The organism is Rhodococcus sp. SBT000017 (assembly GCF_003688915.1).
Classification (GTDB): Bacteria; Actinomycetota; Actinomycetes; order Mycobacteriales; family Mycobacteriaceae; genus Rhodococcoides.
Genome location: NZ_REFU01000001.1, coordinates 1,239,553 through 1,264,909 on the forward strand (window position 1 = coordinate 1,239,553; position 25,357 = coordinate 1,264,909).

Consider the following 25,357-nt stretch of genomic DNA (forward strand, 5'->3'; position numbering starts at 1 on the left):
TCACATCCCCTTCGTCGGCGGATCGGTTTCGGTGGTGTTCGGCTGCGGTGGAACGGTGGCCGAAGGAGCCGGAGCGGGTTTCTCGCGCACCGTCTCCGCCACTGCTTCGGCACCCAGATCGGGGTGATCGTCCGGGGAGCCGGCGTCGGCCCGGGGAGCCGACATCGAGTGCTCTAGCGCGTACCGGAGGCCGGCGAGAGTGGCTTCGCCTGCGCTGCCGGAGGATTCGAGTGCCCCGGGTCGGTCGTCGGCGAACCCGGCCAGAATTCGCTCGGTCTCGCGGAACGTGCACAGCGGAGCGCCGCGGGTCGGGGTCACCTGCGCACCGGATCGAAGCGCGTCGACAAGTTCCCGCGCCGACGCCGGAGTTCTGTTGTCGAAGAATTCCCAGTTGACCATCATCACCGGCGCGAAGTCGCACGCGGCGTTGCACTCGATGTGCTCGAGGGTGATGGCACCGTCGGCCGTGGTTCCGCCGTGGTCGATATCGAGATGATCCCGCAAGGCATCCATGATGGCGTCACCGCCCATGACGGCGCACAGGGTGTTGGTGCACACTCCGACGCGATAGTTGCCAGTGGGCTCGCGGCGATACATCGAGTAGAACGTCGCGACCGCGGTCACCTCTGCTCCGGTGAGATCGACTACATCCGAGCAGAATTCGATTCCGGCAGGCGTGAGATATCCGTCCTCGGATTGCACCAGGTGCAGCAACGGCAGCAACGCCGATCGAGCCTGAGGGTAGCGGGCGAGCACGATGTCGGCGTCGGCGCGCAGCCGGGCCCGGACGTCGGCCGGATAGGACGCGCGTGCGTCGGGGCCGACCAGTTGTACGGCTTCCTCGGGACGGGCTCCGAGTGGGACGAGCACCGGCTCCGAGCGTGGCGCGATCATCGGTCCACCCCGCCCATCACCGGATCGATACTGGCGACGGCAGCGATGACGTCGGAGATCATGCCGCCCTCGCACATCGCGGCAACCGCCTGCAGATTGGTGAACGAGGGGTCTCTGAAATGCACTCGGTACGGCCGAGTTCCGCCGTCGCTGACGATGTGCACACCCAGTTCGCCTCGCGGCGATTCCACCGTGGACAGCACTTGGCCCGCCGGCACTCGCATTCCCTCGGTCACCAGTTTGAAGTGGTGGATCAACGACTCCATCGAGGTGTCCATGATGGTGCGCACGTGGTCCTGAGAATTGCCGAGACCGTCGGGTCCGGAGACCAGTTCGGCCGGCCAGGCGATCTTCTTGTCGTCGATGACCACCGGTCCGGCCCGCAGGCGATCGAGGGTCTGCTCGACGATCTTGAGCGATTCCTTCATCTCTTCGACGCGAATCAGATAGCGCCCGTAGCAGTCGCATCCGGTGTCGGTGACGACATCGAACTCGTAGTTCTCGTACCCGCAGTAGGGATCGGACCGGCGCAGATCGTAGGGAAGTCCGGTCGATCGAAGCACCGGACCGGTGACGCCGAGGGCCATGCACCCCGTCAGGTCCAGATACCCGACGTTCTCGGTTCTGGCCTTCCAGATCGGGTTGTCGTTGAGCATGAGTTCGAGATCGCGTAGCCGTCCGGGAAGGACCCGCAACAGCTCGCGAACCTTGTCGATCGCATCGGCGGGTAGATCCTGCGACAAGCCGCCGGGACGAATGTAGGCGTGGTTCATTCGAAGTCCGGTGATGGCCTCGAAGACGTCGAGTATCAGTTCGCGTTCCCGGAATCCGAACAGCATCGCCGTCACGGCACCCAATTCCATTCCGCCCGTGGCCAATGCCACGAGGTGCGACGAGATTCGATTGAGCTCCATCAGCATCACCCGTACGACCGTCGCGCGCTCGGGAATGTCGTCGGTGATGTCGAGTAGCTTCTCCACCCCGAGGCAGTACGCGGTCTCGTTGAAGAAGGGCGAGAGATAGTCCATCCGAGTGACGAACGTGACGCCCTGAGTCCAGTTGCGATACTCGAGATTCTTCTCGATACCGGTGTGCAGGTAGCCGATTCCACACCGGGCCTCGGTGACGGTCTCGCCTTCGATCTCGAGAATCAACCGCAGCACACCATGGGTGGACGGGTGTTGCGGACCCATGTTGACCACGATGCGTTCCGTGGTCGACCCGCGCGCCAGTTCGACCACGTCGTCCCAGTCCTGGCCCGACACTGCATAGATCGTTTCGTCCGTTGCGCTCATCAGTTGTACGACCTGCGCTCGTTGGGAGGCGCAACCTGAGCGCCCTTGTACTCGATGGGAATTCCACCCAGGGGATAGTCCTTGCGCTGCGGGTGACCGACCCAATCGTCGGGCATCTCGATCCGCGTCAGTGCGGGATGACCATCGAAGACGATGCCGAAGAAGTCGTACACCTCACGCTCGTGCCAGTCGTTGGTCGGATACACCGCACAGAGCGAGGGTGTGTGCGGATCCGCATCGGGCACAGCCACTTCGAGTCGCAGACGGCGTCCGTGGGTGATGGACACCAGATGGTAGACCGCGCGCAATTCCCGGCCGACCTGATCCGGGTAGTGCACACCCGATGCGCCCGTGCACAATTCGAATCTCAGTTCCGCGTCGTCACGGAGAGCACGGGCCACGGCGGGCACGTGCTCCCGCGAGAGATGCAGCGTCAGTTCACCGCGAAAGATCACCGCACGCTCGACGGCGTCCTCGAACGGCACGGCCGCGTCACCGGTGCCGAGAACAGCGGCCAATCGATCGACCAGGGCATCGAAGTAGCTGCCGTACGGCCGGACAGCGGTATCCACCGACTCCACCGGCGGCTGCAGCCGGCCGTAACCGGAGGTGTCGCCACTCCCCCGGACACCGAACATCCCGCGGGATCCGTGCGCCGTCATCGCAGCAGCCCCTTCAGATCGATGGTCGGGGTGGACGCCAGCGCTGCAGCCTCGGCAGCCGCGCGCACCTGGTCACGATTGACACCCAGTGGCATCTCCTGAATCTTTTTGTGCAACTCCAGGATTGCGTTGAGCAGCATCTCGGGTCGGGGTGGGCAACCGGGTAGGTAGATGTCGACGGGAACGATGTGATCGACACCCTGAACCACCGCGTAGTTGTTGAACATTCCACCCGAGGACGCGCAGACTCCCATGGCCAGGACCCATTTCGGTTCCGCCATCTGGTCGTACACCTGCCGCAGTACGGGCCCCATCTTCTGGCTGACACGGCCTGCCACGATCATCAGGTCCGCTTGGCGCGGAGACGCACGGAACGCCTCCATGCCGAATCGCGCGAGATCGAACCGACCTGAGGTGGTGGCCATCATCTCGATCGCGCAGCACGCGAGACCGAAGGTCGCGGGCCACAACGAACCCTTGCGTGCGTAGCCGGCCAACCCCTCGACGGTGGTCAGCAGAAATCCGCTGGGTAGCTTCTCTTCGAGTCCCATCGATCACACTCTTTCCGCATCCGCTCGAGGTGAGAACCGTGCATCGTGCCGTCGCCGATCAGTGTTCGGACGTCAGTCCCATCCGAGCCCGCCTCGCCGCCACTCGTAGACGTAGGCCACCGACACGTTGACGACGAACAGTGCCATGGCAACCAGCCCGAAAGCGCCCAGGACGTCCAGGTGGACCGCCCACGGATAGAGGAAGACGATCTCGATGTCGAAAATGATGAACAGCATGGCAGTCAGATAGAACTTCACCGGAAATCGTTGGCCCGTAGGCGCATGCATCGTGGGCTCGATGCCGCACTCGTACGCGTCGAACTTCGCTCGGTTGTACCGCGCCGGCCCCACCATGGTTCCGACCATCACCGAGAACACCGCGAACACGACCGCAATGGCACCGAGAACGAGTATCGGAACGTAGGCGTTCATCCCGGCATCTGCTCCCTCGATCGACTACCGCGCCGGCGCGTAGTAAATGCGACGGCCGTACCAATGTGACCTGAACCACACAGTATGGGTTCGGTGTCGATCTCGCGGGATTTCGAGGTGTCAGTTTCGTAATCCGTTGACGCGCGGGGGCACCCGATCTCAGGACTGTGACTCAGATCACTCACCGGCCCCGTGCGATCCGGTCCGAGGAGAACGACAAACCCGCCGACGATCCCGGCCGAACGCGGCCGCCGATATGCAACAGGAAAAATGATGAAGTCGATTTCCGTCTCGGCGCTCGCCGCCGACGGACTGGGAACTGCCCTGCTCGTGATCTTCGGCGTCGGCACCGCCGTCATCGCGGGCGACACTGTCGGAACCCCGGGCATCGCCCTGGCATTCGGGCTCACACTGCTCGCCCTCGTCTACGCGATCGGCCCGATCTCGGGATGCCACATCTACCCGGCCGTGACGATCGGAGCCCTGACAGCTCGCGCCATCACCCCGATCAAGGCTGTGTTCTACATCGCCGCCCGGGCCGTCGGTGCAGTGATCGGCGCGCTGATCGTACTGTTCGTCGCGTCCGGCCGTCCCGGATACGACATGCCCTCGGACGGTCTGGGCACCAATGGATTCGGCAGCTCCTCGCCCGGAGAATACGGGCTGGCGTCGGTGGCGGTGTTCGAGACGATCGCGACCGGCCTGCTCGTCCCCGTCGTACTGGCCACCACGGCCCCCACCGTTCACCTGCTGGGCATCGGAATCGACTCGACCTCGGTCAACCCTGCTCGGTCCTTCGAACCAGCTCTCCTCGCCGGCGGCCCTGCCCTGTCACAATTATGGGTATTCGTGGTGTTCCCCGTGCTCGGAGCTGTCATCGCCGGCTCGATCCACCGGTTCGTGCTGACGGTGCCCGCAGCGGAAAAGACGGTCTGATCTAGCGCGGTCGAGAGACCGGAACACCGACGGGTCCCGAGTGCTGCCTCAGTAGATCGACCACCGCCCGCCCGAGCCGGATCGGATCCAGCGGGTGCGGAACTGCAGCCTCGGCGCGCGACCATTCGGCCAACCAGGCGTCGTCCGGACGTCCGATCAGCACCAACACCGGTGGGCAGTCGACGATCTCGTCCTTCAACTGCTTCGCCAGACCCAGACCGCCGACAGGCGAGGACTCGCCGTCGAGGATCGCCAACGCGACACCGCCTGCATCCATGTGCTCGATAACGACGGCCGCCGTGGCGATGTCGACGTACTCGATGTCACCGAGTGCGGGATCCGGTCGAGTTCCCACCGCAGACCGCACCTGGGCACGGGTCGCCGCATTGCTGCTGTACACCAGCACGCGAACACGACCGGATGGACTCTCTCCCGCTGTGGCGTCGGACACACCGCGATGCTACCGCGCGGTCCCCGGCGAACGGATCGAAACAGCCACGGCCGAAGTGCATTCGACGTTCCAGCGCCGTTCAGGACTCGACGGTGACGATCACCGCGGCGGGTTCTTCGGTGGTGGCCACCGTGAACTCGGGTCGATCGGCGGCAACTCCGACGAAGGCCTGCGAGATTCCGCCGGGATCGGCCAGAAAATCGACCGAGACGACGGCGGAATCCGTATCGCTTCGGATCCGTTCGGGCCCGGCGTACAGAGAGAACGTGTCGTCGGAGTCCGTCGACGTACCCGACAGATCGACCTGCAACACGGATCTGCCCGGCACTGCCATCGGTTCACTCGTGGCGTAGCGGACGGCCTCGTCGACGTACCTCACCGTATAGGACACCGGGCCGTTGCCCGCCAACCGGAATTCGACCGTCGACGACGCCCCCAACACCACGTCGGTGACACCGACCGGCGACGCACCAGGGAATCGCGCGCCATCGAGGATCGGAGGAAGCTCTGTCACCGCGGGCGGCAGCGCTTCGACGGTCGGCTCGGGATTGGACATGGGATCACCGACGACCAGTGATCCCGTGACCGTGGTGTAGTTCGTGCCGGCCGAGACCTCGTCGACCGGCATGCTGCCGTCCTCGCCGGAACAGCCGGCGAGAAGACCGAGCGCCAGTGAGCCGACGACCGAGAGCGCGAGTGGAGCCCTGCGGTGACCGTCGTACATCGCCATACCGTACTGAAGAAACCGATCGGTTCGGTAGTGCCGTCCCGACGCAATTCGGTCACGATTGCACAGCCCTCCGATCCTGCTAGCGTCGGACGGTATGGAGCCGAAGAGCTATTCGTCCGGTGAGCGTGTGTTCGGTCCACCCAACGGGACGTTCGACGCAGACTGGGCTGCCACTGCACTGCGCTCGAACCGCCCCGAGTTGGACCATCCCACCTCGGTGCGCCTGGTCGAACAGGCCTGGGAGCTACTCCGAACGCAGGGGCTGCGCGGAGAACGACTCACCGCCGCACTGGACCTCGAGCCCGGTCTCGCTGCTGCAGTCTCCGCCGTCGCCACCGAGACCGCCGAGCTTTACCTGGACCCTCGGTAGCTCCGGGCTCAACTCGGACCGAACTGCTCGACTGCGAAACCGGCCACGAGCACCGCTGTACCGCCGATTTCGCCGACGATCAACGACACCATGAACAGATGCGTCCCCGGGACGGGATCGACGAACTGGTTCTCGGTGTCCCGACGAAACCCGTGCACCGTGTAGCTCACGACGGCAGCGACGAAGAACAACAGCACCACCGATGCGGCGATCAGATCCACCGCGACCGACCACGCACTGAACTGCGCCAACACAGCGAGCACCAGGGCTGCGAACGAGTACATCAACGCTGCCCGATGGGCGATGTCGACATAGCGATGCGCAGTGCCATCCGGCGACGTCGACATCTGGTGATACTTGACCACCCCCAACCCCAGTGCCCACAGCAGCAGGAAACCGGCCACGAGGACGATCACCTTGGTGTCCAGTTCCAACTGCATGTTTCTCCCCCACTCGATCCCGCGCCGAAGGTATCACCGGACTTGCTACCGTTCGGCAATGCCGGCCGACCCCGTACTGTCCCAGAACGCGTACGGACTCCGCTTCGACTGGGGTCTGTGCGGTGCCGATGCCATCGCCGACGGCGCAGACATCGCCGTCGTCGTGGATGTCCTTTCTTTCACGACCACTCTCACGGTCGCTGTCGACGCGGGCATCGACGTCATCCCCAGTCAGTGGCGCGACGACCGGGCCACGCAGTTGGCCGAGCAGTTCGACGCAGTCCTCGCAGTGGGACGGTCGGCCGCCGCAACGGGCCGGATCAGCTTGTGCCCGGCCACCGTACGGGCCGCGCCTGCCCCGGCTCGGCTGGTGCTGCCGTCACCGAACGGGTCCACCATCGCCGACGAGCTCGCGAGTACGGCCCAGCTGTGTGTGGGAGCGTCGCTGAGAAACGCGTCCGCGGTAGCGCAGTGGATCTGGGCGAGAAACCGGAGTGCGGTGATAGCCGTCATAGCGGCCGGGGAACGGTGGCCGGACGGATCGCTTCGGCCTGCCGTCGAGGACCTGTGGGGGGCCGGTGCAGTCATCGCCGCCCTGCTCGATGCCGGAGCTTCCGGTGCCTCCCCGGACGCGAGAACGGCCGCTGCCGCGTGGCGAGCCGTCGAGCACGACGTGGGGTCCGAGCTGCGGCAATGCGGCTCCGGTCGCGAATTGGCCGGGATGGGACACCCGGAAGACGTGGACATTGCGGCCGAGGTCGATTCGAGTTCCTGCGTTCCGATTCTGCGCGACGGCGTATTCGTCGACGCGACTCGGTCGTGAATCGGCGCGGGCTCGAAAACGACCCACGATGCCGACCCGACACGGCCGATCGTGTCCGATATTTGGATCGGAACCCCGAATCACGGATCATACGGTGGTGAGTACGGAACGAGTCGCCCCGAAGACCACCGTCGTTGTACCGACGTACAACGAACGTGAGAACCTCCCCAAGCTCGTCGAGCTGCTGGCCGGGTTGCAGGTGGAAGGGCTCGGTGTGTTGGTGGTCGACGACAATTCGCCCGACGGCACCGGCGACGTCGCCGACAAGTTGGCGATCGACGGCCCCATCGACGTCAGCGTTCTGCACCGCACCGAGAAGAACGGGCTCGGACGCGCGTACGTCGCAGGAATGACGCGAGCGCTCGACGAGGGTGCGGACATCGTCGTTCAGATGGACGCCGACCTCTCGCACCCCACCGAGGTGATCCCGGCGATGATCGACAAACTGAACACCACCGACGCGGCCGTGGTCCTCGGGTCGCGGTACGTACCCGGCGGAGCGGTCGCCGCCGATTGGCCCTGGCACCGCAAGGCCCTGTCCGCATGGGCGAATTTCTACGTCAACACGATCCTGCGCCTCGGAGTCAAGGATGCGACAGCGGGATTCAAGGCGTGGCACGCGCGCACCCTGCGCACCATCGACGTGGCCTCGGTCCAGAGCAACGGGTACGCGTTCCAGGTGGAGATGAACTACCGGACCGTCAAGCACCGCCTCACTCTCGCCGAGGTGCCGATCACGTTCGAGGAGCGCAGCGAGGGCGAATCCAAGATGAGCCTGTCGGTTCAACTCGAGTCGGCACTTGTGCCCTGGAAGTTGTTGCTGCGCAAGAAGAAGCTCTGACCGAAGCCTCACGGCGTGAAGCGTCGGAATCCGCCTTCGGCTCCGATGACCTGACCGGTGATCGAGCCCGAATCGGGCGAGAGCAGCATCGCCACGACCGCCGCAGCCTCCTCGGGTGAGTTCCACCGACCGCGCGGCATGTGGCGTCCGACGAATTCGTCCAGATCGGCACTCGCCCAGCCTGTGTCGGTAGGACCGGGATTGATCGTGTTGACGGTGATGCCGCGGTCGATCACCGAATCGGCCAGAGTAGGGGTGATCGACGCGATGGCACCCTTGCTCACCGCGTAGGGAATCTCGGTCGGCATGGGCCCCTGGTCCTGGCCGGACGTGAACAGCACGACGCGTCCACCGTCGGGATGCGCCACATATTGCCGCACGAATTCCTGCACGAGGAGCAGTGACGCTCGCACGTTCACCGCCCAGGTCAGGTCGAGCGACTCCGCCGTCATCGAATCCAGATCACCCAGCTGCGACCGCGCATGGTTGATCACCAACGAGTCGACGGCACCGAACCTGGATTCGGCAGCATCGAACAGGGTGGAAGGTGCTTCCGGATCGGAGAGATCGATGTCGAGGTGCCCGAGCCCACCTGGTGCGGTGGATAACTCGGTGAGCACCTGTACCGCTCCCGGTGTGCCCGCTCCCCACGGTTCGCTCACGTCGTAGTCGTCGCACGATTGCGCGAAGACCCGGGCATGCTCGTCCTGCAGCAACCTGCGGGTGATGGCGTAACCGATTCCGCGGCGTCGACCCACACCGGTGACAAGGACGGTACGCCCGCGTCTCTGTCCGTGCGACGTGTTCATGCTGCATCCTTGACCGTGGCGGCATACACGTCGGCGTATTCCTGACCCGACAGGGCGGACAACCCCGCCATCACCTCGTCGGTGGCCGCACGCAGAATTGCCCTGCTGTTCTCTCCCCCCGCATATCTCGTGAAGTCCAGCGGTTCGCCGACGATCATGCGCACCTTCCCCGGACGCCACATCCGCGAGCCGACCGGATTGACCGTGCGCGTTCCGCGCATCACCACCGGTACGACAGGCGCACCCGTTTCGATCGCAACTCTCGCCAAGCCGGTCTTGCCCTTGTACAGTCGCCCGTCGGGAGACCGAGTCCCCTCCGGATATACCGCCCACACTTTCCCTTGTTGCAGAATGCTTTTCGCAGCCTCGAGCGCTGGAGCTGACGCGTCGGCACCGCGCCGATCGACGGGAACCTGACCTGTCGCGCTGTAGAACCACCGAAGCGCCGCACCTTTGATTCCTCGGCCGGTGAAGTACTCGCTCTTGGCGATGAACGTGACACGACGACGAACCAGGAGCACGAGAAAGAACGAGTCGACCACTGTGAGGTGGTTGCCGGCGATGATCACCGGCCCCGTCGTCGGGAGATTGCCTCCACCGACCACCGACGGACGTCCGAGAATGCGGAGAATCGGCCCGATCAGCACATATTTGAACAGCAGATACCACATGGATGAACCCCCTCGGCTGGACAACGTCACGGCCGAGAGTAGACAATGTCTACGTGCCTGACAACCTTCGGACCCGACTCGTGGACGCAGGGGTCCGCTTGCTCGAAAGCGAGGGACAGGGCGGGCTGACCATCAGAGCGGTCACTCGTGAAGCCGGCGTGTCACACGGCGCACCGAGACGGTACTTTCCGACATTGAGTGCGCTGTCCGCCGCCGTCGCTCGGGTCGGTCTCGTCGACATGGGGGCGGCTTTGCACCGCGCAGCGCTGCAAACGATGTCGCCACAGGAGGCATTGCATGCGATAGCGGACGCCTACGTGGACTTTGCGGCGCAGCGACCGGCGATGTTCGCCCTCATCTTCAGGCACGACCTGCTCGAGGGCTCGGGCGAGAACCTGCGGCTGGCGTCGCGTCCACTGTTCGAGGCCTTGATCGCCGCGGTCGATGCTGTCGCGCCGGAGAATCCACAGTTCACCGCCCTGCGACTGTGGACCTCCGTGCACGGAATAGCAGCGCTCAACTCCACCCGCGCATTCGAGCCGATCACCGACCTTTCGGCGGTGACGGAGTTGACCCGCCGCGCAGTGCGCGACGTGATCGCCGACGCTACCGAACCAGGGACTTGACCGACGCAGGCAGCTGCCGGACGTTCTTGTAAGGGCCGACCACCGCGGCACCGAAAGGACGTTCGAGCAACACGGCAGCCACCTCGCGTACCTCGTCGTTGCCGACGCTGTCGATCCGCGCCAACGTGTCGGTGATGTCGCGGTGATTTCCGTAGTTCAGTTCACTACGACCGATTCGGTTCATCCGAGAGCCCGAATCTTCGAGTCCCAGAACCAATCCGCCTCGCAACGAACCCTTGGCCCGCGCACACTCCGCGTCGGTGATGCCTTCGGAGGCGACCTTGGCCAGCACTTCCCTGATCACCGTGGTCACTTCGCCCAAGTTCTCCGGCTGGCAACCCGCGTAGACGGAGAAAGCCCCACTGTCGGCAAACGTGTCCACCGACGAGTACACCGAGTACGCCAGGCCACGCTCTTCCCTGATCTCCTGGAACAGACGAGAACTCAGCCCACCACCCACTGCCGAGTTCAGCACCGACAACGCCCAGCGATGCCCTTCGTGTCGGCCGAACGCACGCACGCCGAGGCACAGATGCGCTTGCTCGCTGTCACGAGTGGTCAGGCTCAACGTGGGAGCGTTGCGCAATCGCGCTGTGCCGGACCTTCTTTCGGCCGGCCGTACACCCTTGACCAGATGGCCGGAGAACGCTCGGCGCACGAGCGAGACGATCTGCTTGTGATCGACGTTGCCCGCAACCGCAACGACCATGCGATGCGGGGTGTAGCGGCGAACGTGGAACGAGTGCAACTGCGCACGGGTCATCGACTCGATGGATTCGACGGAACCGATGATCGGGCGTCCGATCGGATGATCGCCGAACATCGCTTCCAGGAAGGCATCTCCCAGCAGATCCTCGGGATCGTCGTCGCGCATGGAGATCTCTTCGAGGACCACCTGGCGCTCGACGTCCACATCTGCCGAGCGGCACCGCCCACGAAGCACGACATCGCTGACCAGATCGATGGCAAGCGCCACGTCCTCGTCGAGCACGTGCGCATAGAAGCAGGTGCTCTCTTTCGAGGTGAACGCGTTCAGCTCTCCCCCGACACCGTCCATCACCTGGGCGATCTCGAGCGCACTACGTGTGGGAGTCGACTTGAACAGCAGATGCTCGAGGAAATGTGCTGCACCGGCGACACTGGGCTGCTCGTCCCGTGAACCGACTCCGACCCACACACCGACCGAGGCCGAACGAACGCCGGGCACGAACTCGGTCACCACCCGAAGACCGCCGGGCAGGGTGGTGCGTTGCACGCCAGTGTCGATGCCGGTGCTCTCTGGAACGGCCGAACGGTACGTCCCGAGGGGACGTACCGTTCGGCTCGATTGCTTCTTACTCAGCGCTGACCTCGGCGGGTGCCTCGGGAGCATCGGCGGGAGCAGCCGCGTTGTCGTCTTCGACGGGAACGAGGCTGATCTTGCCGCGGTTGTCGATATCGGCGATCTCGACGCGCAACTTGGATCCGACGCTCACGACGTCCTCGACCTTGTTGATGCGCTTGCCGTTACCGAGCTTGGAGATGTGCACCAGTCCGTCGCGGCCCGGGAGCAGCGAGACGAATGCACCGAAAGCCGTTGTCTTGACGACGGTTCCGAGGAATCGCTCGCCGACCTTCGGCAGCTGCGGGTTGGCGATGGCGTTGATCATGTCGATCGCGGCCTGTGCGGACGGGCCGTCCGCTGCACCGACGTAGACAGTGCCGTCATCTTCGATCGAGATGTTGGCACCGGTCTGCTCGGTGATGGAGTTGATCATCTTGCCCTTGGGCCCGATGACCTCGCCGATCTTGTCGACCGGCACCTTGATCGCGGTGACGCGAGGTGCGTACGGGCTCATCTCGTCCGGGGTGTCGATGGCCTCGGCCATGACCTCGAGGATCGTCGTGCGCGCATCCTTGGCCTGCGACAGCGCGCCGGCGAGCACCTTGGAGGGGATGCCGTCGAGCTTGGTGTCGAGCTGCAGTGCGGTGACGAAGTCCTTGGTTCCGGCGACCTTGAAGTCCATGTCGCCGAACGCATCCTCGGCACCGAGGATGTCGGTGAGAGCGACGTATCGGGTTTCGCCGTCGACCTCGTCGGACACGAGACCCATGGCGATTCCGGCGACCGGGGCACGCAGTGGCACACCGGCATTGAGCAGCGACAGGGTCGATGCGCAGACCGAGCCCATCGAGGTCGAGCCGTTGGAGCTCAGTGCCTCGGAGACCTGGCGGATTGCGTACGGGAACTCTGCCTGGCTGGGCAGCACCGGCAGCAGAGCGCGCTCGGCGAGTGCGCCGTGACCGATTTCGCGACGCTTGGGCGAACCGACGCGTCCGGTCTCACCGGTGGAGTACGGCGGGAAGTTGTAGTGGTGCATGTAGCGCTTGGACGTCTCGGGCCCGAGCGAGTCGACCTGCTGCGCCATCTTGACCATGTCGAGGGTGGTGACGCCCAGAATCTGGGTCTCGCCGCGCTCGAACAGAGCCGATCCGTGGGTACGCGGGATGATCGCGACCTCGGCGGACAGCGACCGAATGTCGGTGATGCCGCGGCCGTCGATGCGGAAGTGGTCGGTGAGGATGCGCTGGCGAACCGACTTCTTGGTCAGTGCGCGGAATGCGGCACCGATCTCCTTCTCGCGGCCGGCGAAGCTGTCTCCGACCGACGTGAGGACCTGAGCCTTGACCTCGTCGAGCTTGCTCTCACGCTCGGCCTTGCCCGCAATGGTCAGTGCCTCGTTCAGCGGGATCTTCGCGGCATTCTCGACGGCCTCGAAGACGTCCGTCTGGTACGCCGGGAAGACCGGGTAGTCGCCGGTGGGCTTGGCTGCCTTGGACGCGAGCTCCTGCTGCGCGGTGCACAGGGCTGCGATGAAGGGCTTCGATGCTTCGAGGCCCTCGGCGACGACCGACTCGTTGGGGGCGGTAGCGCCACCCTCGATGAGCTCGATGACGTTCTCGGTGGCCTCGGCTTCGACCATCATGATCGCCACGTCTGCATCGGCACCGGAGCCGGAGACGATGCGCCCGGCGACGACCATGTTGAACACGGCCTTCTCGAGCTGCTCGTTGGTCGGGAACGCGACCCACTGCTTGTCGATCAGTGCGACGCGAACGCCGCCGATCGGGCCGGAGAACGGCAGTCCGGCGATCTGCGTCGAGGCCGAGGCCGCGTTGATCGCGACGACGTCGTACAGATCGGCCGGGTTGAGGCTCATGACCGTGATGACGACCTGGATCTCGTTGCGCAGTCCGTCGACGAACGTCGGACGCAGCGGCCGGTCGATCAGGCGGCAGGTGAGGATGGCGTCGGTGGACGGACGGCCCTCGCGGCGGAAGAACGATCCGGGGATGCGGCCCGCGGCGTACATGCGCTCTTCGACGTCGACCGTCAGCGGGAAGAAATCGAATCCCTCACGGGGGTGCTTGCCTGCGGTCGTTGCCGACAGCAGCATCGTGTCCTCGTCGAGGTACGCGGCGACTGCGCCTGCGGCCTGCTGCGCGAGGCGGCCGGTCTCGAAGCGGATCGTCCGCTTGCCGAACGTGCCGTTGTCGATGATCGCAGTTGCTTCGTAGACGCCTTCTTCGACGTCCGATGTTGTGGTTTCCGACATGTGTTCTGTTCTCGTCCTCTCGTCTTTGCCGTGCCCGCGTGGACACACCACGAGCCCTCCTGGCTGTGGCGGCATACCTGTGCCGTCCATCTCCGAGCTTCTCTCGGGACGCGGCTGCGCGGAGGCGGCCATCGATCGAAGCCCACCGGATCTCGTATCCGAAAGGCCACTACCGAAGACCGTCACCACGGCGTGACAGGCATACACGGCGGTGTGCGGATGCCGTGCATCCGCTTTCTCGTGCTGGCGTAACTGTTCTTGCGGTACAAACACAGATAGCCAACGAGGAACAGTCTAAGCACTGCCTCGTTGGCTACTGCACTATTGCTGCGAGTCGGGTGCGCACCGGCGCGTCGAACCGTGCATCGGTGACATCCTCGCGTTCGTAAAGATTATCGACGCAGACCCAGACGCTCGATGAGCGAACGGTAGCGGGTGACGTCGACCTTCGCGATGTACTTGAGCAGGCGACGACGACGTCCGACCAGCAGTAGCAGGCCGCGGCGGGAGTGGTGGTCGTGCTTGTGCATCTTGAGGTGCTCGGTCAAGTCGACGATGCGCTTGGTGAGCATTGCAACCTGCGCCTCGGGCGAGCCCGTGTCGGTGGGGTGCAAGCCGTACTCGCCGAGAACGGCCTTCTTCTGTTCGGTGGTCAATGCCACTGGTACTACTCCTGATCAATGACGTCCGCGTGAAAGGAAGCAACACGCCCCGTGGTCGAAACCACGGGACCGAAGCCGGTGCAGCCGCCACGGACCGCAGCGAGCACCGAGGGGACAGCCTATCAGGCCGTGCTCGCCGCCAGGATCGAGCGGGCTCGCTCGGCGTCGCGCCCCATCTCTTCCACGAGTGCTTCCATCGAATCGAACTTCTCCATACCGCGCAGTCGATCCACGAAGTCGACTGCCACATGCTGCCCGTACAGGTCGGCCTCACCGTCGAGTACGAACGCCTCGACAGTCCTGGTGCGACCCGAGAACGTGGGGTTGGTACCCACCGACACGGCAGCCGGATGTCGCTCCCCGGGAGTGACCGTCCCCATGATCGGACCCGGCCCGAGCACGGTGAACCACGCCGCGTACACGCCGTCGGCGGGAATGGCCGAGTACATGGGCGGCGCGACATTGGCTGTGGGATAACCCATCTGGCGACCTCGGCCGTCTCCGTGCACCACGACGCCCTCGACCCGGTGCGGTCGCCCGAGCGCGGCAGTTGCCGCGGCGACGTCTCCGGCGTCCACGCACGATCTGATGTACGTCGAGGAGAACGTGACGGCGTGCTCGGCGAGCAGGTTGACTCCGTCGACTGCGAATCCGGACCGTTCGCCGATCTTGCGCAGCATGGGCACGGTGCCGAGCGCCTTCTTCCCGTAGGTGAAGTTCTCGCCGACGACGACCTCGGCAACGTGCAGGCGTTCGATCAGGATCTCGTGCACGTATCGCTCGGGGGTGAGCTTCATCAGCTCGGGCGTGAACGGCATCACGCAGAAGACGTCGATTCCCAGTTCCTCGGCAAGCTCGGCACGCCTCGTCAGGGTGGTCAACTGAGCTGGGTGGCTTCCCGGCCGCACGACTTCCATCGGATGGGGATCGAACGTCATGAGCACGCTGGGAACGCCGCGCTTCTTCGCAGCGGCCACAGCTCTCCCGATCAGTTGGGCGTGTCCGCGATGAACGCCGTCGAAGACGCCGATCGTGAGCACGCACCGACCCCAGTCGGCAGGTACATCGTCGAGACCTCGCCATCTCTGCACACCGCGAAGCCTACGGCCCGACGGCCGCTCGGTCACCCTCGGACAGGCGTGTCGCGCGCGCCAGGTATGGACAAAAAGGTGTCCCCACGGTAAATATTTCGGTGTGCCTAACTTATTTCTTCGCCAGCGTGGATCTCGCGCCCGGCGGATTCTCGCGAGCTGGGCCGTGGTGGGACTACTGGTAGCAGCGTCGACCGGCTGTGCCCGCGCCGTCGGAGAGGACGATCCGACTGTTCTCGACGACGGCAGACCCTTGGTTCTGACGACCTTCACCGTTCTCGCCGACATGGCCGCCAATGTCGCCGGTGACCACCTTCGAGTGGAATCGATCACAAAAGCCGGAGCCGAGATCCACGGCTACGAGCCGACACCCGGAGACCTACGCACCGCAGAGCAGGCCGAGCTGATCCTGGACAACGGGCTCGGGCTGGAGGCCTGGTTCGAGAAATTCGTCGAGCGCATCCCCGCACCCCACGCCGTGGTGAGTGCGAACGTGGACCCGATCTACATCCGGGACGACGCCTACGCGGGCAAAGCGAACCCCCACGCGTGGATGTCCCCCGTCGTGGCCGAGACGTACGTCGAGAACATCGCCGACGCGTTCATCGCGCTCGACCCCGCCAACACCGACGACTACCGCGCGAACGCAACCGCGTACATCGGACAACTCCGCGAGGTCGGTGCCGAACTGGACGCAGATCTCTCCGGGCTGCCCGCTCGTCAACGTGCGCTCGTCACCTGTGAGGGCGCATTCGGCTATCTGGCTCGTGACTTCGATCTGCAGGAGGCCTACCTGTGGCCCGTCAACGCCGAGCAGGAAGGAACTCCGAAGCAGGTGGTCCGCACCATCGATTTCGTTCGTGACAACGACGTACCCGCCGTGTTCTGCGAGTCGACCGTCTCGGACAAGGCGCAGCTACAGGTCGCCGACGACACCGGCGCTCGGTTCGGCGGACAGCTCTACGTCGATTCACTGAGCGATGCGGCCGGCCCCGTCCCCACGTACCTGGATCTTCTGCGCTACGACGCACGGTTGATCGCCGACTCACCGGTAGGAGAACGATGACCCAGCACACTGGTGCCCCGCACCGCATGGCCCCGCACGAGAACGAGGCGGCGCTGACGGTCGATGCCGTCGATGTCCGATACCGCGACGTCGTGGCCCTGACCGGTGCCAGTCTGACGCTCGCACCCGGCCGGGTGTGCGGGTTGGTCGGCATGAACGGATCGGGCAAGTCGACGCTGTTCAAGGCCGTCATGGGAGTGGTCAAGCCGAACTCCGGCTCGATCACCGTGTTCGGCGGCGACCCGGCCCAGGCGCGCAAGGCAGGCACGGTCAGCTACGTGCCCCAGGCGGAATCCGTCGACTGGACATTCCCGATCAGCGTGCGCGACGTGGTGATGATGGGCCGATACGGGAAGCAGAATTTCTTTCGCACACCCCGAGCAGCCGATCGACTGGCCGTCGACGAGGCTCTGCAGCGCGTCGACCTCGCCGAACTAGCGAACCGACAGATCGGTCAGCTCTCCGGAGGTCAACGCAAACGCGCGTTCGTCGCCCGCGCCATTGCCCAGGAGGCGTCGCTGCTGTTGCTCGACGAGCCCTTCGCCGGAGTGGACAAGAAGACCGAAGCCACCATCACCCGGTTGCTCCGCGAACTCGCAGCACACGGTGCCTCGGTTCTCGTGTCCACGCACGATCTCCATGCCCTACCGGAGCTGTGCGACGAAGCGATCCTGCTGCAGCAGCGGGTGCTGATGCACGGCAGTCCGACCGACGTACTGCGCCCGGAGAACCTGGCTCTGGCCTTCGGCATCGACCCGTCGAACGTCGACCAACTGGGTGCGGGCACTCGAACTCCGGCCACCCGAACCACGGAAGCGAGCTGAACGATGTATCTGATCGACTTTCTCGTGGACCCACTCGAATACACCTTCATGCAGCGGGCGCTCCTGGTGACCGTCACCGCCTCGATCGTGTGCGCGGTCCTGAGCTGCTGGCTCGTCCTCATCGGGTGGTCGCTGATGGGAGACGCCGTCTCGCACGCAGTTCTTCCCGGCGTCGCGCTGTCTTACCTGTTCGGGGCACCGTTCGCGATCGGTGCGCTGCTGTTCGCCCTCATCGCGGTCGGTGCCATCGGAGTGGTCCGCAACACCACCATCGTCAAGGAGGACGCCGCGATCGGCGTCGTCTTCACCACCTTGTTCGCGCTCGGAGTCGTCCTGATCTCCAAGTTTCCGAGTCAGATCGACCTCAACCACATCCTGTTCGGCAATCTGCTCGGCGTCTCGCAGGCAGACATGATTCAGGTGTTCGTGCTCGGCGGTATCGCGCTGGTGGCCATGATCGTCAAGCGTCGCGACTTCACTCTCTTCGCCTTCGACCGCACCCAGGCCCGCGCCGTCGGCATCAATCCGACGGTGATCTCGGCCGTGATGCTGACCCTGCTCGCGTTGACGACCGTGGTCGCGCTCCAGGCCGTCGGCGTCATTCTCGTGGTGGCGATGCTCATCACTCCCGGTGCGTCCGCCTATCTGCTCACGCACAGCTTCGGCCGCATGCTGGCGCTGGCCCCGCTCATTTCGGTGGGTTGCGCGCTGGTGGGGATCTACGCCAGCTTCTACCTCGACGTGTCCTCCGGCGGCAGCGTCGTACTCACCCAGGGACTCGTCTTCGTCCTTGCCTACCTCTTCAGCCCCTCACAGGGCATCGTCGTCCGCGCCCTGCGGCAACGCGGACAGGCGCCGGTAGCTCCGGCCGGGTGAGATGTCTTTTTCCATTGGATTGCCTAAGCTCGGCGACGTGGCGCAACGAAAAGACGATTCCGCACCGGCCGACGAGGGCGTCCAGCTGTCCGCGGTTGCGCAGGACTACCTCAAGGTCATCTGGACGGCCAGTGAATGGAGCGAGGATTCCGTCAGCACCAAGATGCTCTCCGAACGCATCGGTGTCTCCGCATCGACGGTGTCCGAGGCGATTCGCAAGCTCGCCGACCAGGGCATGGTCGACCACGCCCGCTACGGAGCCATCTCACTGACCGAGAAGGGTCGCCTGGCTGCCATCGGCATGGTGCGTCGGCACCGTCTGATCGAGACCTACCTGGTCCGAGAACTGGGTTACGGCTGGGACGAAGTGCACGACGAGGCAGAGATTCTCGAACATGCCGTCTCGGATCTGATGATGGATCGAATCGACGCCAAACTGGGCCACCCCGAACGGGATCCGCACGGCGACCCGATTCCGTCGGTCGACGGTGCGATCGAGACTCCGTCCGCGACCCGCCTGAGCGAGTACCTCGACGGACAATCCGGCCGGGTCGCCAGAATTTCCGACTCCGATCCGGCGATGCTCCGCTACTTCGATTCCGTCGGCATCACGCTGGACCTGCCGATCACGGTGGTCGAACGACGCGACTACGCAGGCACCGTCGCCATCGAGCTCGCCCGCACCGATGCCACCGATTCCATCGACCTCGGCCACCGCGCCGCCGAGGCGATCTGGATGGTTCCGGCGAACTGATCCTCGGATCGGTGCCGCACCCGTGCCGAATGTTTCAGTGCCCGCGCAAGGTCGCGGGCCGCACGACCATGACCGAACTGGCGCGCTTGCCCTTCTCCTGAAGCAGAGCGATGGTGTGCCCCGTGGGATCGACCGCCGCGTACACCCCGTCGATTCCGATCGGATCCAGCCACCGTCCCTGGCTCAACGATTCCGCCTCACCCGCGTCGATCTGCCGGTGCGGAAAGGCCGTTCGCGCCGCCTGGTCGATGTCCAGGCTCACGGCCGGGTCATCGGCCAGATCTTCGAGTGTCCGCGCATGGTCCAGGGTGAAGGGTCCGACACGAGTGCGGCGCAGCACGGTCAGATGGCCGCCGACGCCGAGCGCCGCGCCGAGGTCGCGCGCCAAGGCGCGCACATAGGTCCCCGACGTGCAGTCCACCTCGACATCGAGGTCCACGAAGGAGGATTCGTTCTCCACCACATCACGCCTGGCCGTCACGTCGAATCGGGTGACGCTGACCTTGCGGGCGGCGAGTGTGAACTCCTCACCTGCGCGGGACAACTTGTGGGCACGTTGCCCGTCGACCTTGATGGCGCTGACACTGGCAGGCACCTGCTCGATATCGCCGGTCAGGGCGGCGATCGCGGCCTGGATCTCGGAGTCGGAGACATGCGCGGCCGAGGCATCGGCCAGGACGTCCCCCTCGGCGTCGTCGGTCGTCGTGCTCCGGCCGAGCCGGATGGTTGCGGTGTACGACTTGGTGGTCAGCGAGAGCAATCCCAGCATCTTGGTCGCACGCTCCACGCCGAGCACGAGCACGCCGGTCGCCATGGGGTCCAGGGTCCCCGCATGGCCGACCTTTCTGGTGCGCAACAGTTTTCGGCACGACGCCACCACATCGTGGCTCGTCACTCCCGGACCCTTGTCGACCACCAACAGGCCGGCACCGACGAGACCGGACGAGATCTTTTCGCGAGCACTCACGAGAGAGCATTGTGCCAGGCTCGCGGAGCCGGTCGTCACATCACCGAGATCGCGGTCATCACCAGACCGCCCGCCACCATCCATCGACCGTCGAAAGCCCGCAACGGCGGCCCGGACACCGTGTCCCCGGGCACCAGCAGCTCGGAATGGAACGTTCCCGAAATGTCGTCACCGACACCGGTGCGCTCGAAAGTGATGTGCGCGTCCTCGAAGCCGAGCCAGCGTCCGGTCAACGGCTCCCAGGCCTTGTACGTCGCTTCCTTGGCGCAGAACAACACCCGATCCCAGTGCACGTCCTCACGGCCCACGGTCGCGAGCCACTCGCGTTCGGCCTCCAGGCTCACCGCCCCGAGCACGCCATCGGGCAAGGGTCCGTGTGGCTCGGCGTCGATTCCCACCGACCGCACCTGCATCGAGTAGGCCAACACCGCACCGCGATAGCCGTCGCAGTGCGTCAACGACCCGACCACACCCTTCGGCCACTGCGGGGCACCGGACTTACCGCGCATGATCGGCACCGGCTCCACGCCCAACTTCTCCATCGCCACGCGCGCACAGTGTCGAGCCGACGTGAACTCACGCTTGCGCTTGTCCACCGCCTTGGCCACCAGCGGGGCTTCGAGCGGATGCGGCGTCAAACCCGGTGGGTCCGCGAACAATTCGGCCGAGACGACGCCGTTGGGAAGTATGGACTCGATCACTTGCCTGCCCTCATCTTCTCGACCTCTGCCTCCATCTCGGGCGTCACCGTGAAGTGTCCACCCCACTTGTTCAACGCACCCGGCGGATACTCGGGGACCGGAAGAATTTGGCGCAGAACGTTCTTCGGCAGGCCACGGCGCTGCCATTCGCGCGGGTAGCCCACCGACACCTCCTCGAAGCGAACGCCGTCGTAGTAGGTCGTCCGCGGGATGTGCAGGTGCCCGTACACCGAGCAGATCGCGTTGTACCGCGTATGCCAATCCGCCGTCAGAGTGGACCCACACCACAGCGCGAACTCCGGGTAGAACAGCACCTCGGTCGGCTGCCGAACCATCGGGAAGTGGTTGATCAACACGGTCGGAACGGAGGTGTCCAGCGCATCGAGACGTTCCCGGGTGGCGTCGATCCGCGCATGGCACCAGGCGTCGCGCGTCGCGTAAGGCTGCGAGGACAGCAGGAATTCGTCGGTGGCGACGACGTTCTTCTCACGTGCGATCGCCAGTCCGTGCTCCTTGTCCCGAGCTCCCCGCGGCAGAAACGTGTAGTCGTAGAGCAGGAACATCGGCACGATCGTCGCCGGGCCGCCCTCACCCTCCCACCGCAGATACGGGTCCTCGGGGGTGACGACGTCGATCTCGCGGCACAGGTTCACCAGGTACTCGTATCGAGCTGCCCCGTGGATCTGGACGGGATCTTTCACCGTCGTCCACAGCTCGTGGTTTCCTGGAACCCAGATGACTTTCGCGAAACGGCTACGGAGCAGTTCGAGCGCCCACTTGATGTCGTCGGTCTTCTCCGACACGTCGCCGGCAACGATCAGCCAGTCTTCGGGCGATTCGGGAAAGATGTCCTCGGTCACGGGTCGGTTGCCCCGATGTCCGACGTGAATGTCGCTCACTGCCCACAGCTTCGCTGCCACTGAAAATTCCTTCCGATGCGCTCGGCCGCCGGCGTCGAATCGCCAGAACCGTCCGAGAACGTACCAACGTTCAATACTCCCTGCAGATTCCGCGGCGTATCCGGGCGGGGTGAAGCGGTGCTCCGGCGGACCGACGGCAGTGAATAACGCCGAGTTCGCAAACGGGTCGCATCAACCGCAAATTCGGGTATATGGTTGTTTTCATGACGATTTTGCGGAGTATTTCGCTATCAGGGGTGGTTCGATGACGGTGCCTCCGGTCCGTGTTCGAGACGCCGCGGCGCTGCTCGGAGTCAGTGACGACACCGTGCGTCGATGGATCGACAGTGGCACGCTTGCCTCGCTCGAGGACGAGACCGGGCGCAAAGTGATCGCCGGCCGGGATCTGGCCGCCTATGCCCGCGAGCATGCCGCTCCGCCGCCCGAAGTCTCGTCGGGTGGCAGTTCGGCCCGCAACCGATTGGTCGGGTTGGTCACCGATGTCGTCTCGGACACGGTGATGAGCGAGGTCAGCATGCAGTGCGGGCCGTTCTCCATCGTGTCCCTGATGAGTACGGCGTCGGTTCGAGAACTGGGACTCGAGCCGGGCAAGGTCACCGTCGCGGTCATCAAGGCCACGACCGTCATCGTCGAAACACCCTAGAAAGCAGGAGATCTCAGTGAAAGCAATACGACCGGCCTACATCACCCTGGTCGCGGCTACATTGATGCTGGCCGGGTGCAGTTCCCAATCCGATTCGTCCGCAATGGCTTCCGAACCGCGAGACGGTGCCGTCGGAGGTGAGATCACGGTGTTCGCCGCGGCTTCGCTGCGCGCGACGTTCACCGATCTCGGTTCGCGCTTTCAGGCCGAACATCCAGGCACCTCGGTCGAGCTCAGCTTTGCAGGGTCCTCCGATCTCGCCGCGCAACTGGTCGCCGGCGCGCCTGCGGACGTATTCGCCTCGGCGGATACGAACAACATGACCAAGGTCGTCGACGCAGGCCTCGTCGCGGGCAACCCAGCAGACTTCGCCACCAACACTCTGACCATCGTCACCGCACCGGGGAACCCGAAGAACATCACCTCGTTCGCAGATCTGGCGAACCCCGACGTACTGACGGTGATCTGCGCACCACAGGTGCCGTGCGGCGCGGCCACAGCGTCCATCGAGACCGCGGCCGGCACGGACGTCCCGGCGGTGAGCGAGGAGTCCTCGGTGACCGACGTGCTGGGCAAAGTCACGTCGGGTCAAGCAGATGCCGGCCTGGTGTACGTCACCGATGCTTCCGGAGCGGGCGACGCCGTGACCGCGGTGCCCTTCGATGAATCGAGCCGGGCCGTCAACACCTACCCGATCGCGACGTTGAGCGCGTCCGACAACGAGGCCACCGCGCGCGCCTTCACCGACTTCGTCACCGGACCCGTCGGCCGAGACGTCCTCTCCGGTGCCGGTTTCGCGGCACCGTGACCGCGCAGGCAGCGGCCGGGCAGTCGGGCTCACTCAGAAGTCCGACCGTCGGCGTGCCGCTGTGGATTTTCGTTCCGGCTGCCATCGGCGCGCTTGTCGTCGTGGCACCGCTTGCCGCGATGTTCACCCGAATCGACTGGTCGAACTTCTTCGGGCTCATCACGTCGGATTCTGCGGTTGCGGCGCTGGTACTGAGCTTGAAGACGGCAACGGCCAGCACTGCGGTGTGCGTGCTACTTGGCGTACCGATGGCAATCGTGCTCGCGCGCAGTACGATTCGAGGACTAGCTGCACTTCGCTCCCTGGTCGTGCTGCCTCTGGTTCTGCCCCCGGTGGTCGGCGGCATCGCGCTGCTCTACACCTTCGGACGCCAGGGACTGCTGGGCGAACATCTCGATGCTTTCGGTATCAGAATCGCGTTCACCACCTCCGCGGTCGTGCTGGCGCAGGTATTCGTGTCGCTGCCGTTTCTCGTCGTCAGCGTCGAGGGCGCATTGCGGACGGCCGGTAACCGATACGACGTGGTGGCCGCGACGCTGGGGGCCACTCCGACGACCGTCCTACGCCGCGTCACCATTCCGCTGATACTTCCTGGATTGATGTCCGGGACCGTACTCGCGTTCGCACGCGCACTCGGAGAATTCGGAGCGACTTTGACGTTCGCCGGCTCGCTCGAGGGAGTGACCAGAACACTTCCACTGGAAATCTATCTCCAGCGAGAAGCCGATCCCGATGCCGCGGTGGCGCTGTCGCTGCTGTTGATTCTCGTCGCGGCACTCGTCGTCGTCACCGCACGCGGCACTCGGTCGTCGGGGACGCTGTGAGCCCACTGCACCTGCGCGCCACCCTGGGCGTCCGTGACATCGACCTCGAACTGGATGCCCGCGAGGGTGAGACGGTCGCGATCCTCGGGCCGAACGGGGCAGGCAAATCGACGCTGCTGCAACTCGTCTCGGGCGTCGTGGCACCCGACGACGGAATCGTCCGACTCGGCGAGAAGGTGTTGACCGACACCTCGTCGAGAACCTTCGTTCCGATACATGCCCGAGGCGTTGCCACTCTTGCGCAGGACGCTCTGCTGTTTCCCCACATGGACGCGCGAACGAATGTGGCCTTCGCTCCGCGTAGCGCCGGTGCGAACCGAGCAGCCGCGAAGGTCGTGGCCGATCGGTGGCTGGACGCCGTGGGAGCATCCCACCTGGCCGACCGCCGCCCGGCACAGCTGTCCGGTGGGCAGGCCCAGCGCATCGCGATTGCGCGCGCGCTTGCCGCAGATCCTCGACTGCTGCTGCTCGACGAACCACTCGCGGCATTGGACGTCGAAACGGCACCGGCCATCCGACGAGTGCTGCGCACGGTACTACGCGAGAGCGCCCGCACGGCACTGATCGTCACCCACGATCTGCTCGACGTCGTCGCGCTCGCCGATTCCGTCGCGGTCGTCGACGGTGGGCGCGTCGTCGAGCGAGGATCGGTCACCGAGGTACTGACCGCCCCTCGCAGCGAATTCGGTGCCCGCATCGCCGGGGTGAACCTGATCTCGGGACGGGCTGTCGATGCCGACGACTCGACGTCCCTGATCACAACATGGGGAGGGACGGTCCACGGCTCCGGGCGGCACGCCACCGGAACTCCACTGGTAGCGGTGTTCTCCCCCGCCGCCGTGTCGGTACACCCGACTGCACCGCACGCCAGCCCCCGAAACGTGTTCGAGGTGGTGATCGAGGAGATGGAGGTGCAGGGCTCCGGGATTCGTGTTCGGTCACGTCCGCAACCCGACGGGTCTCCCGGCATGGCCGCCGACATCACCCCTGCTGCGGTATCGGATCTCGGCCTCGAGCCCGGGCGCAGCGTGTTCTTCGTCGTCAAGAGCCGTGAGGTGGCACTACACCCGGCATTGCCGTCGCAGCCCTGACCG

General features: G+C 64.9%; 30 protein-coding genes. 13 read left to right on the forward strand and 17 right to left on the reverse strand.

What is annotated here, in order from left to right:
* The 5 genes from nuoE to AYK61_RS05485 form a co-directional block, all read right to left on the reverse strand.
* Complete coding sequence (gene nuoE / locus AYK61_RS05465) at positions 1 to 894, reverse strand: NADH-quinone oxidoreductase subunit NuoE (RefSeq protein WP_121870089.1); 894 nt, start codon at positions 892 to 894, stop codon at positions 1 to 3.
* The gene (gene nuoD / locus AYK61_RS05470; protein ID WP_121870090.1) at positions 891 to 2,189 is read right to left on the reverse strand and encodes an NADH dehydrogenase (quinone) subunit D; all 1,299 of its coding nucleotides are present in this window, start codon (positions 2,187 to 2,189) and stop codon (positions 891 to 893) included. The genes nuoE and nuoD overlap by 4 nt, the downstream gene beginning before the upstream one ends.
* Positions 2,189 to 2,851, reverse strand: a complete 663-nt coding sequence (locus tag AYK61_RS05475) for an NADH-quinone oxidoreductase subunit C (protein ID WP_121870091.1) — start codon at positions 2,849 to 2,851, stop codon at positions 2,189 to 2,191. Before AYK61_RS05475 ends, nuoD begins: the two co-directional genes overlap by 1 nt.
* Positions 2,848 to 3,402: an NADH-quinone oxidoreductase subunit B family protein gene (locus AYK61_RS05480; RefSeq protein WP_121870092.1), complete on the reverse strand. Its 555-nt coding sequence runs from the start codon at positions 3,400 to 3,402 to the stop codon at positions 2,848 to 2,850. Before AYK61_RS05480 ends, AYK61_RS05475 begins: the two co-directional genes overlap by 4 nt.
* Before the next feature lie 72 nt (positions 3,403 to 3,474).
* Positions 3,475 to 3,834, reverse strand: coding sequence for an NADH-quinone oxidoreductase subunit A (locus AYK61_RS05485; protein ID WP_032397854.1), 360 nt, complete (start codon positions 3,832 to 3,834; stop codon positions 3,475 to 3,477).
* A gap of 273 nt (positions 3,835 to 4,107) precedes the next feature.
* Between AYK61_RS05485 and AYK61_RS05490 the strand changes: the two genes are divergently transcribed.
* A complete protein-coding gene (locus AYK61_RS05490; protein ID WP_121872466.1) occupies positions 4,108 to 4,770 on the forward strand; it encodes an aquaporin in 663 nt (220 codons plus the stop codon).
* Between the two features lies 1 nt (position 4,771).
* On the opposite strand, the gene AYK61_RS05495 is transcribed toward AYK61_RS05490, so the two are convergent.
* A complete protein-coding gene (locus AYK61_RS05495) occupies positions 4,772 to 5,221 on the reverse strand; it encodes a hypothetical protein (RefSeq protein ID WP_121870093.1) in 450 nt (149 codons plus the stop codon).
* Between the two features lie 79 nt (positions 5,222 to 5,300).
* Entirely contained in the window at positions 5,301 to 5,945 is a 645-nt protein-coding gene (locus AYK61_RS05500; RefSeq protein WP_128646469.1) for a hypothetical protein, read from the reverse strand.
* A 100-nt stretch (positions 5,946 to 6,045) separates the two neighbouring features.
* Between AYK61_RS05500 and AYK61_RS05505 the strand changes: the two genes are divergently transcribed.
* Positions 6,046 to 6,321, forward strand: a complete 276-nt coding sequence (locus AYK61_RS05505; RefSeq protein ID WP_057477670.1) for a hypothetical protein — start codon at positions 6,046 to 6,048, stop codon at positions 6,319 to 6,321.
* Between the two features lie 8 nt (positions 6,322 to 6,329).
* Here AYK61_RS05505 and AYK61_RS05510 read toward each other — a convergent pair whose 3' ends face one another.
* The gene (locus AYK61_RS05510) at positions 6,330 to 6,761 is read right to left on the reverse strand and encodes a hypothetical protein (protein WP_121870095.1); all 432 of its coding nucleotides are present in this window, start codon (positions 6,759 to 6,761) and stop codon (positions 6,330 to 6,332) included.
* A 58-nt stretch (positions 6,762 to 6,819) separates the two neighbouring features.
* Here AYK61_RS05510 and AYK61_RS05515 point away from each other — a divergent pair, with 58 nt between their 5' ends.
* Both AYK61_RS05515 and AYK61_RS05520 read left to right on the forward strand, forming a co-directional pair.
* A complete protein-coding gene (locus tag AYK61_RS05515) occupies positions 6,820 to 7,584 on the forward strand; it encodes a 2-phosphosulfolactate phosphatase (protein WP_121870096.1) in 765 nt (254 codons plus the stop codon).
* 97 nt (positions 7,585 to 7,681) lie between these two features.
* Complete coding sequence (locus AYK61_RS05520) at positions 7,682 to 8,425, forward strand: polyprenol monophosphomannose synthase (protein WP_121872467.1); 744 nt, start codon at positions 7,682 to 7,684, stop codon at positions 8,423 to 8,425.
* A gap of 8 nt (positions 8,426 to 8,433) precedes the next feature.
* Here AYK61_RS05520 and AYK61_RS05525 read toward each other — a convergent pair whose 3' ends face one another.
* Positions 8,434 to 9,234 carry an SDR family oxidoreductase gene (locus tag AYK61_RS05525; RefSeq protein ID WP_121870097.1) on the reverse strand — a complete coding sequence of 267 codons (801 nt, stop codon included), beginning with the start codon at positions 9,232 to 9,234 and terminating at the stop codon, positions 8,434 to 8,436.
* A complete protein-coding gene (locus tag AYK61_RS05530; protein ID WP_121870098.1) occupies positions 9,231 to 9,905 on the reverse strand; it encodes a 1-acyl-sn-glycerol-3-phosphate acyltransferase in 675 nt (224 codons plus the stop codon). The genes AYK61_RS05525 and AYK61_RS05530 overlap by 4 nt, the downstream gene beginning before the upstream one ends.
* A gap of 53 nt (positions 9,906 to 9,958) precedes the next feature.
* Here AYK61_RS05530 and AYK61_RS05535 point away from each other — a divergent pair, with 53 nt between their 5' ends.
* Positions 9,959 to 10,531: a TetR/AcrR family transcriptional regulator gene (locus AYK61_RS05535; RefSeq protein WP_237669250.1), complete on the forward strand. Its 573-nt coding sequence runs from the start codon at positions 9,959 to 9,961 to the stop codon at positions 10,529 to 10,531.
* Here AYK61_RS05535 and AYK61_RS05540 read toward each other — a convergent pair.
* The 4 genes from AYK61_RS05540 to AYK61_RS05555 all read right to left on the reverse strand — a co-directional run bounded on the left by AYK61_RS05540 (position 10,512) and on the right by AYK61_RS05555 (position 15,880).
* The gene (locus AYK61_RS05540) at positions 10,512 to 11,903 is read right to left on the reverse strand and encodes a pitrilysin family protein (protein WP_183130168.1); all 1,392 of its coding nucleotides are present in this window, start codon (positions 11,901 to 11,903) and stop codon (positions 10,512 to 10,514) included. The two genes, AYK61_RS05535 and AYK61_RS05540, sit on opposite strands and share 20 nt — an antisense overlap.
* Complete coding sequence (locus AYK61_RS05545) at positions 11,866 to 14,127, reverse strand: polyribonucleotide nucleotidyltransferase (RefSeq protein ID WP_121870100.1); 2,262 nt, start codon at positions 14,125 to 14,127, stop codon at positions 11,866 to 11,868. The genes AYK61_RS05540 and AYK61_RS05545 overlap by 38 nt, the downstream gene beginning before the upstream one ends.
* A gap of 392 nt (positions 14,128 to 14,519) precedes the next feature.
* Positions 14,520 to 14,789, reverse strand: coding sequence for a 30S ribosomal protein S15 (gene rpsO, locus AYK61_RS05550; protein ID WP_027496764.1), 270 nt, complete (start codon positions 14,787 to 14,789; stop codon positions 14,520 to 14,522).
* 122 nt (positions 14,790 to 14,911) lie between these two features.
* A complete protein-coding gene (locus AYK61_RS05555; protein WP_170946035.1) occupies positions 14,912 to 15,880 on the reverse strand; it encodes a bifunctional riboflavin kinase/FAD synthetase in 969 nt (322 codons plus the stop codon).
* Between the two features lie 103 nt (positions 15,881 to 15,983).
* Between AYK61_RS05555 and AYK61_RS05560 the strand changes: the two genes are divergently transcribed.
* The 4 genes from AYK61_RS05560 to AYK61_RS05575 are packed head-to-tail and all read left to right on the forward strand — an operon-like array spanning position 15,984 to position 19,400.
* Positions 15,984 to 16,946, forward strand: coding sequence for a metal ABC transporter substrate-binding protein (locus AYK61_RS05560; RefSeq protein ID WP_397484768.1), 963 nt, complete (start codon positions 15,984 to 15,986; stop codon positions 16,944 to 16,946).
* Positions 16,947 to 16,972: 26 nt separating this feature from the next.
* Positions 16,973 to 17,770, forward strand: a complete 798-nt coding sequence (locus AYK61_RS05565; protein ID WP_121870101.1) for a metal ABC transporter ATP-binding protein — start codon at positions 16,973 to 16,975, stop codon at positions 17,768 to 17,770.
* 3 nt (positions 17,771 to 17,773) lie between these two features.
* Complete coding sequence (locus AYK61_RS05570) at positions 17,774 to 18,646, forward strand: metal ABC transporter permease (protein ID WP_121870102.1); 873 nt, start codon at positions 17,774 to 17,776, stop codon at positions 18,644 to 18,646.
* Position 18,647: 1 nt separating this feature from the next.
* Complete coding sequence (locus tag AYK61_RS05575) at positions 18,648 to 19,400, forward strand: metal-dependent transcriptional regulator (RefSeq protein WP_397484769.1); 753 nt, start codon at positions 18,648 to 18,650, stop codon at positions 19,398 to 19,400.
* Positions 19,401 to 19,434: 34 nt separating this feature from the next.
* Here the strand turns inward: AYK61_RS05575 and truB are convergent, their stop codons facing one another.
* From truB to AYK61_RS05590, 3 genes are read right to left on the reverse strand one after another with little or no spacing between them, the layout of a single operon-like run.
* Positions 19,435 to 20,367, reverse strand: coding sequence for a tRNA pseudouridine(55) synthase TruB (gene truB, locus AYK61_RS05580; RefSeq protein WP_121872471.1), 933 nt, complete (start codon positions 20,365 to 20,367; stop codon positions 19,435 to 19,437).
* Between the two features lie 35 nt (positions 20,368 to 20,402).
* Positions 20,403 to 21,068 carry a 4'-phosphopantetheinyl transferase gene (locus AYK61_RS05585; RefSeq protein WP_121870103.1) on the reverse strand — a complete coding sequence of 222 codons (666 nt, stop codon included), beginning with the start codon at positions 21,066 to 21,068 and terminating at the stop codon, positions 20,403 to 20,405.
* Positions 21,065 to 21,988, reverse strand: a complete 924-nt coding sequence (locus AYK61_RS05590; protein WP_121870104.1) for a metallophosphoesterase — start codon at positions 21,986 to 21,988, stop codon at positions 21,065 to 21,067. The genes AYK61_RS05585 and AYK61_RS05590 overlap by 4 nt, the downstream gene beginning before the upstream one ends.
* 244 nt (positions 21,989 to 22,232) lie before the next feature.
* Between AYK61_RS05590 and AYK61_RS05595 the strand changes: the two genes are divergently transcribed.
* The 4 genes from AYK61_RS05595 (at position 22,233) to AYK61_RS05610 (ending at position 25,354) form a co-directional block, all read left to right on the forward strand.
* The gene (locus AYK61_RS05595; RefSeq protein WP_121870105.1) at positions 22,233 to 22,631 is read left to right on the forward strand and encodes a molybdopterin-binding protein; all 399 of its coding nucleotides are present in this window, start codon (positions 22,233 to 22,235) and stop codon (positions 22,629 to 22,631) included.
* Positions 22,632 to 22,695: 64 nt separating this feature from the next.
* The gene (gene modA / locus AYK61_RS05600) at positions 22,696 to 23,439 is read left to right on the forward strand and encodes a molybdate ABC transporter substrate-binding protein (protein WP_121872472.1); all 744 of its coding nucleotides are present in this window, start codon (positions 22,696 to 22,698) and stop codon (positions 23,437 to 23,439) included.
* Entirely contained in the window at positions 23,436 to 24,263 is an 828-nt protein-coding gene (locus AYK61_RS05605) for an ABC transporter permease (RefSeq protein WP_121870106.1), read from the forward strand. The genes modA and AYK61_RS05605 overlap by 4 nt, the downstream gene beginning before the upstream one ends.
* The gene (locus AYK61_RS05610) at positions 24,260 to 25,354 is read left to right on the forward strand and encodes a sulfate/molybdate ABC transporter ATP-binding protein (protein ID WP_121870107.1); all 1,095 of its coding nucleotides are present in this window, start codon (positions 24,260 to 24,262) and stop codon (positions 25,352 to 25,354) included. Before AYK61_RS05605 ends, AYK61_RS05610 begins: the two co-directional genes overlap by 4 nt.
* Positions 25,355 to 25,357: the final 3 nt, after the last annotated feature.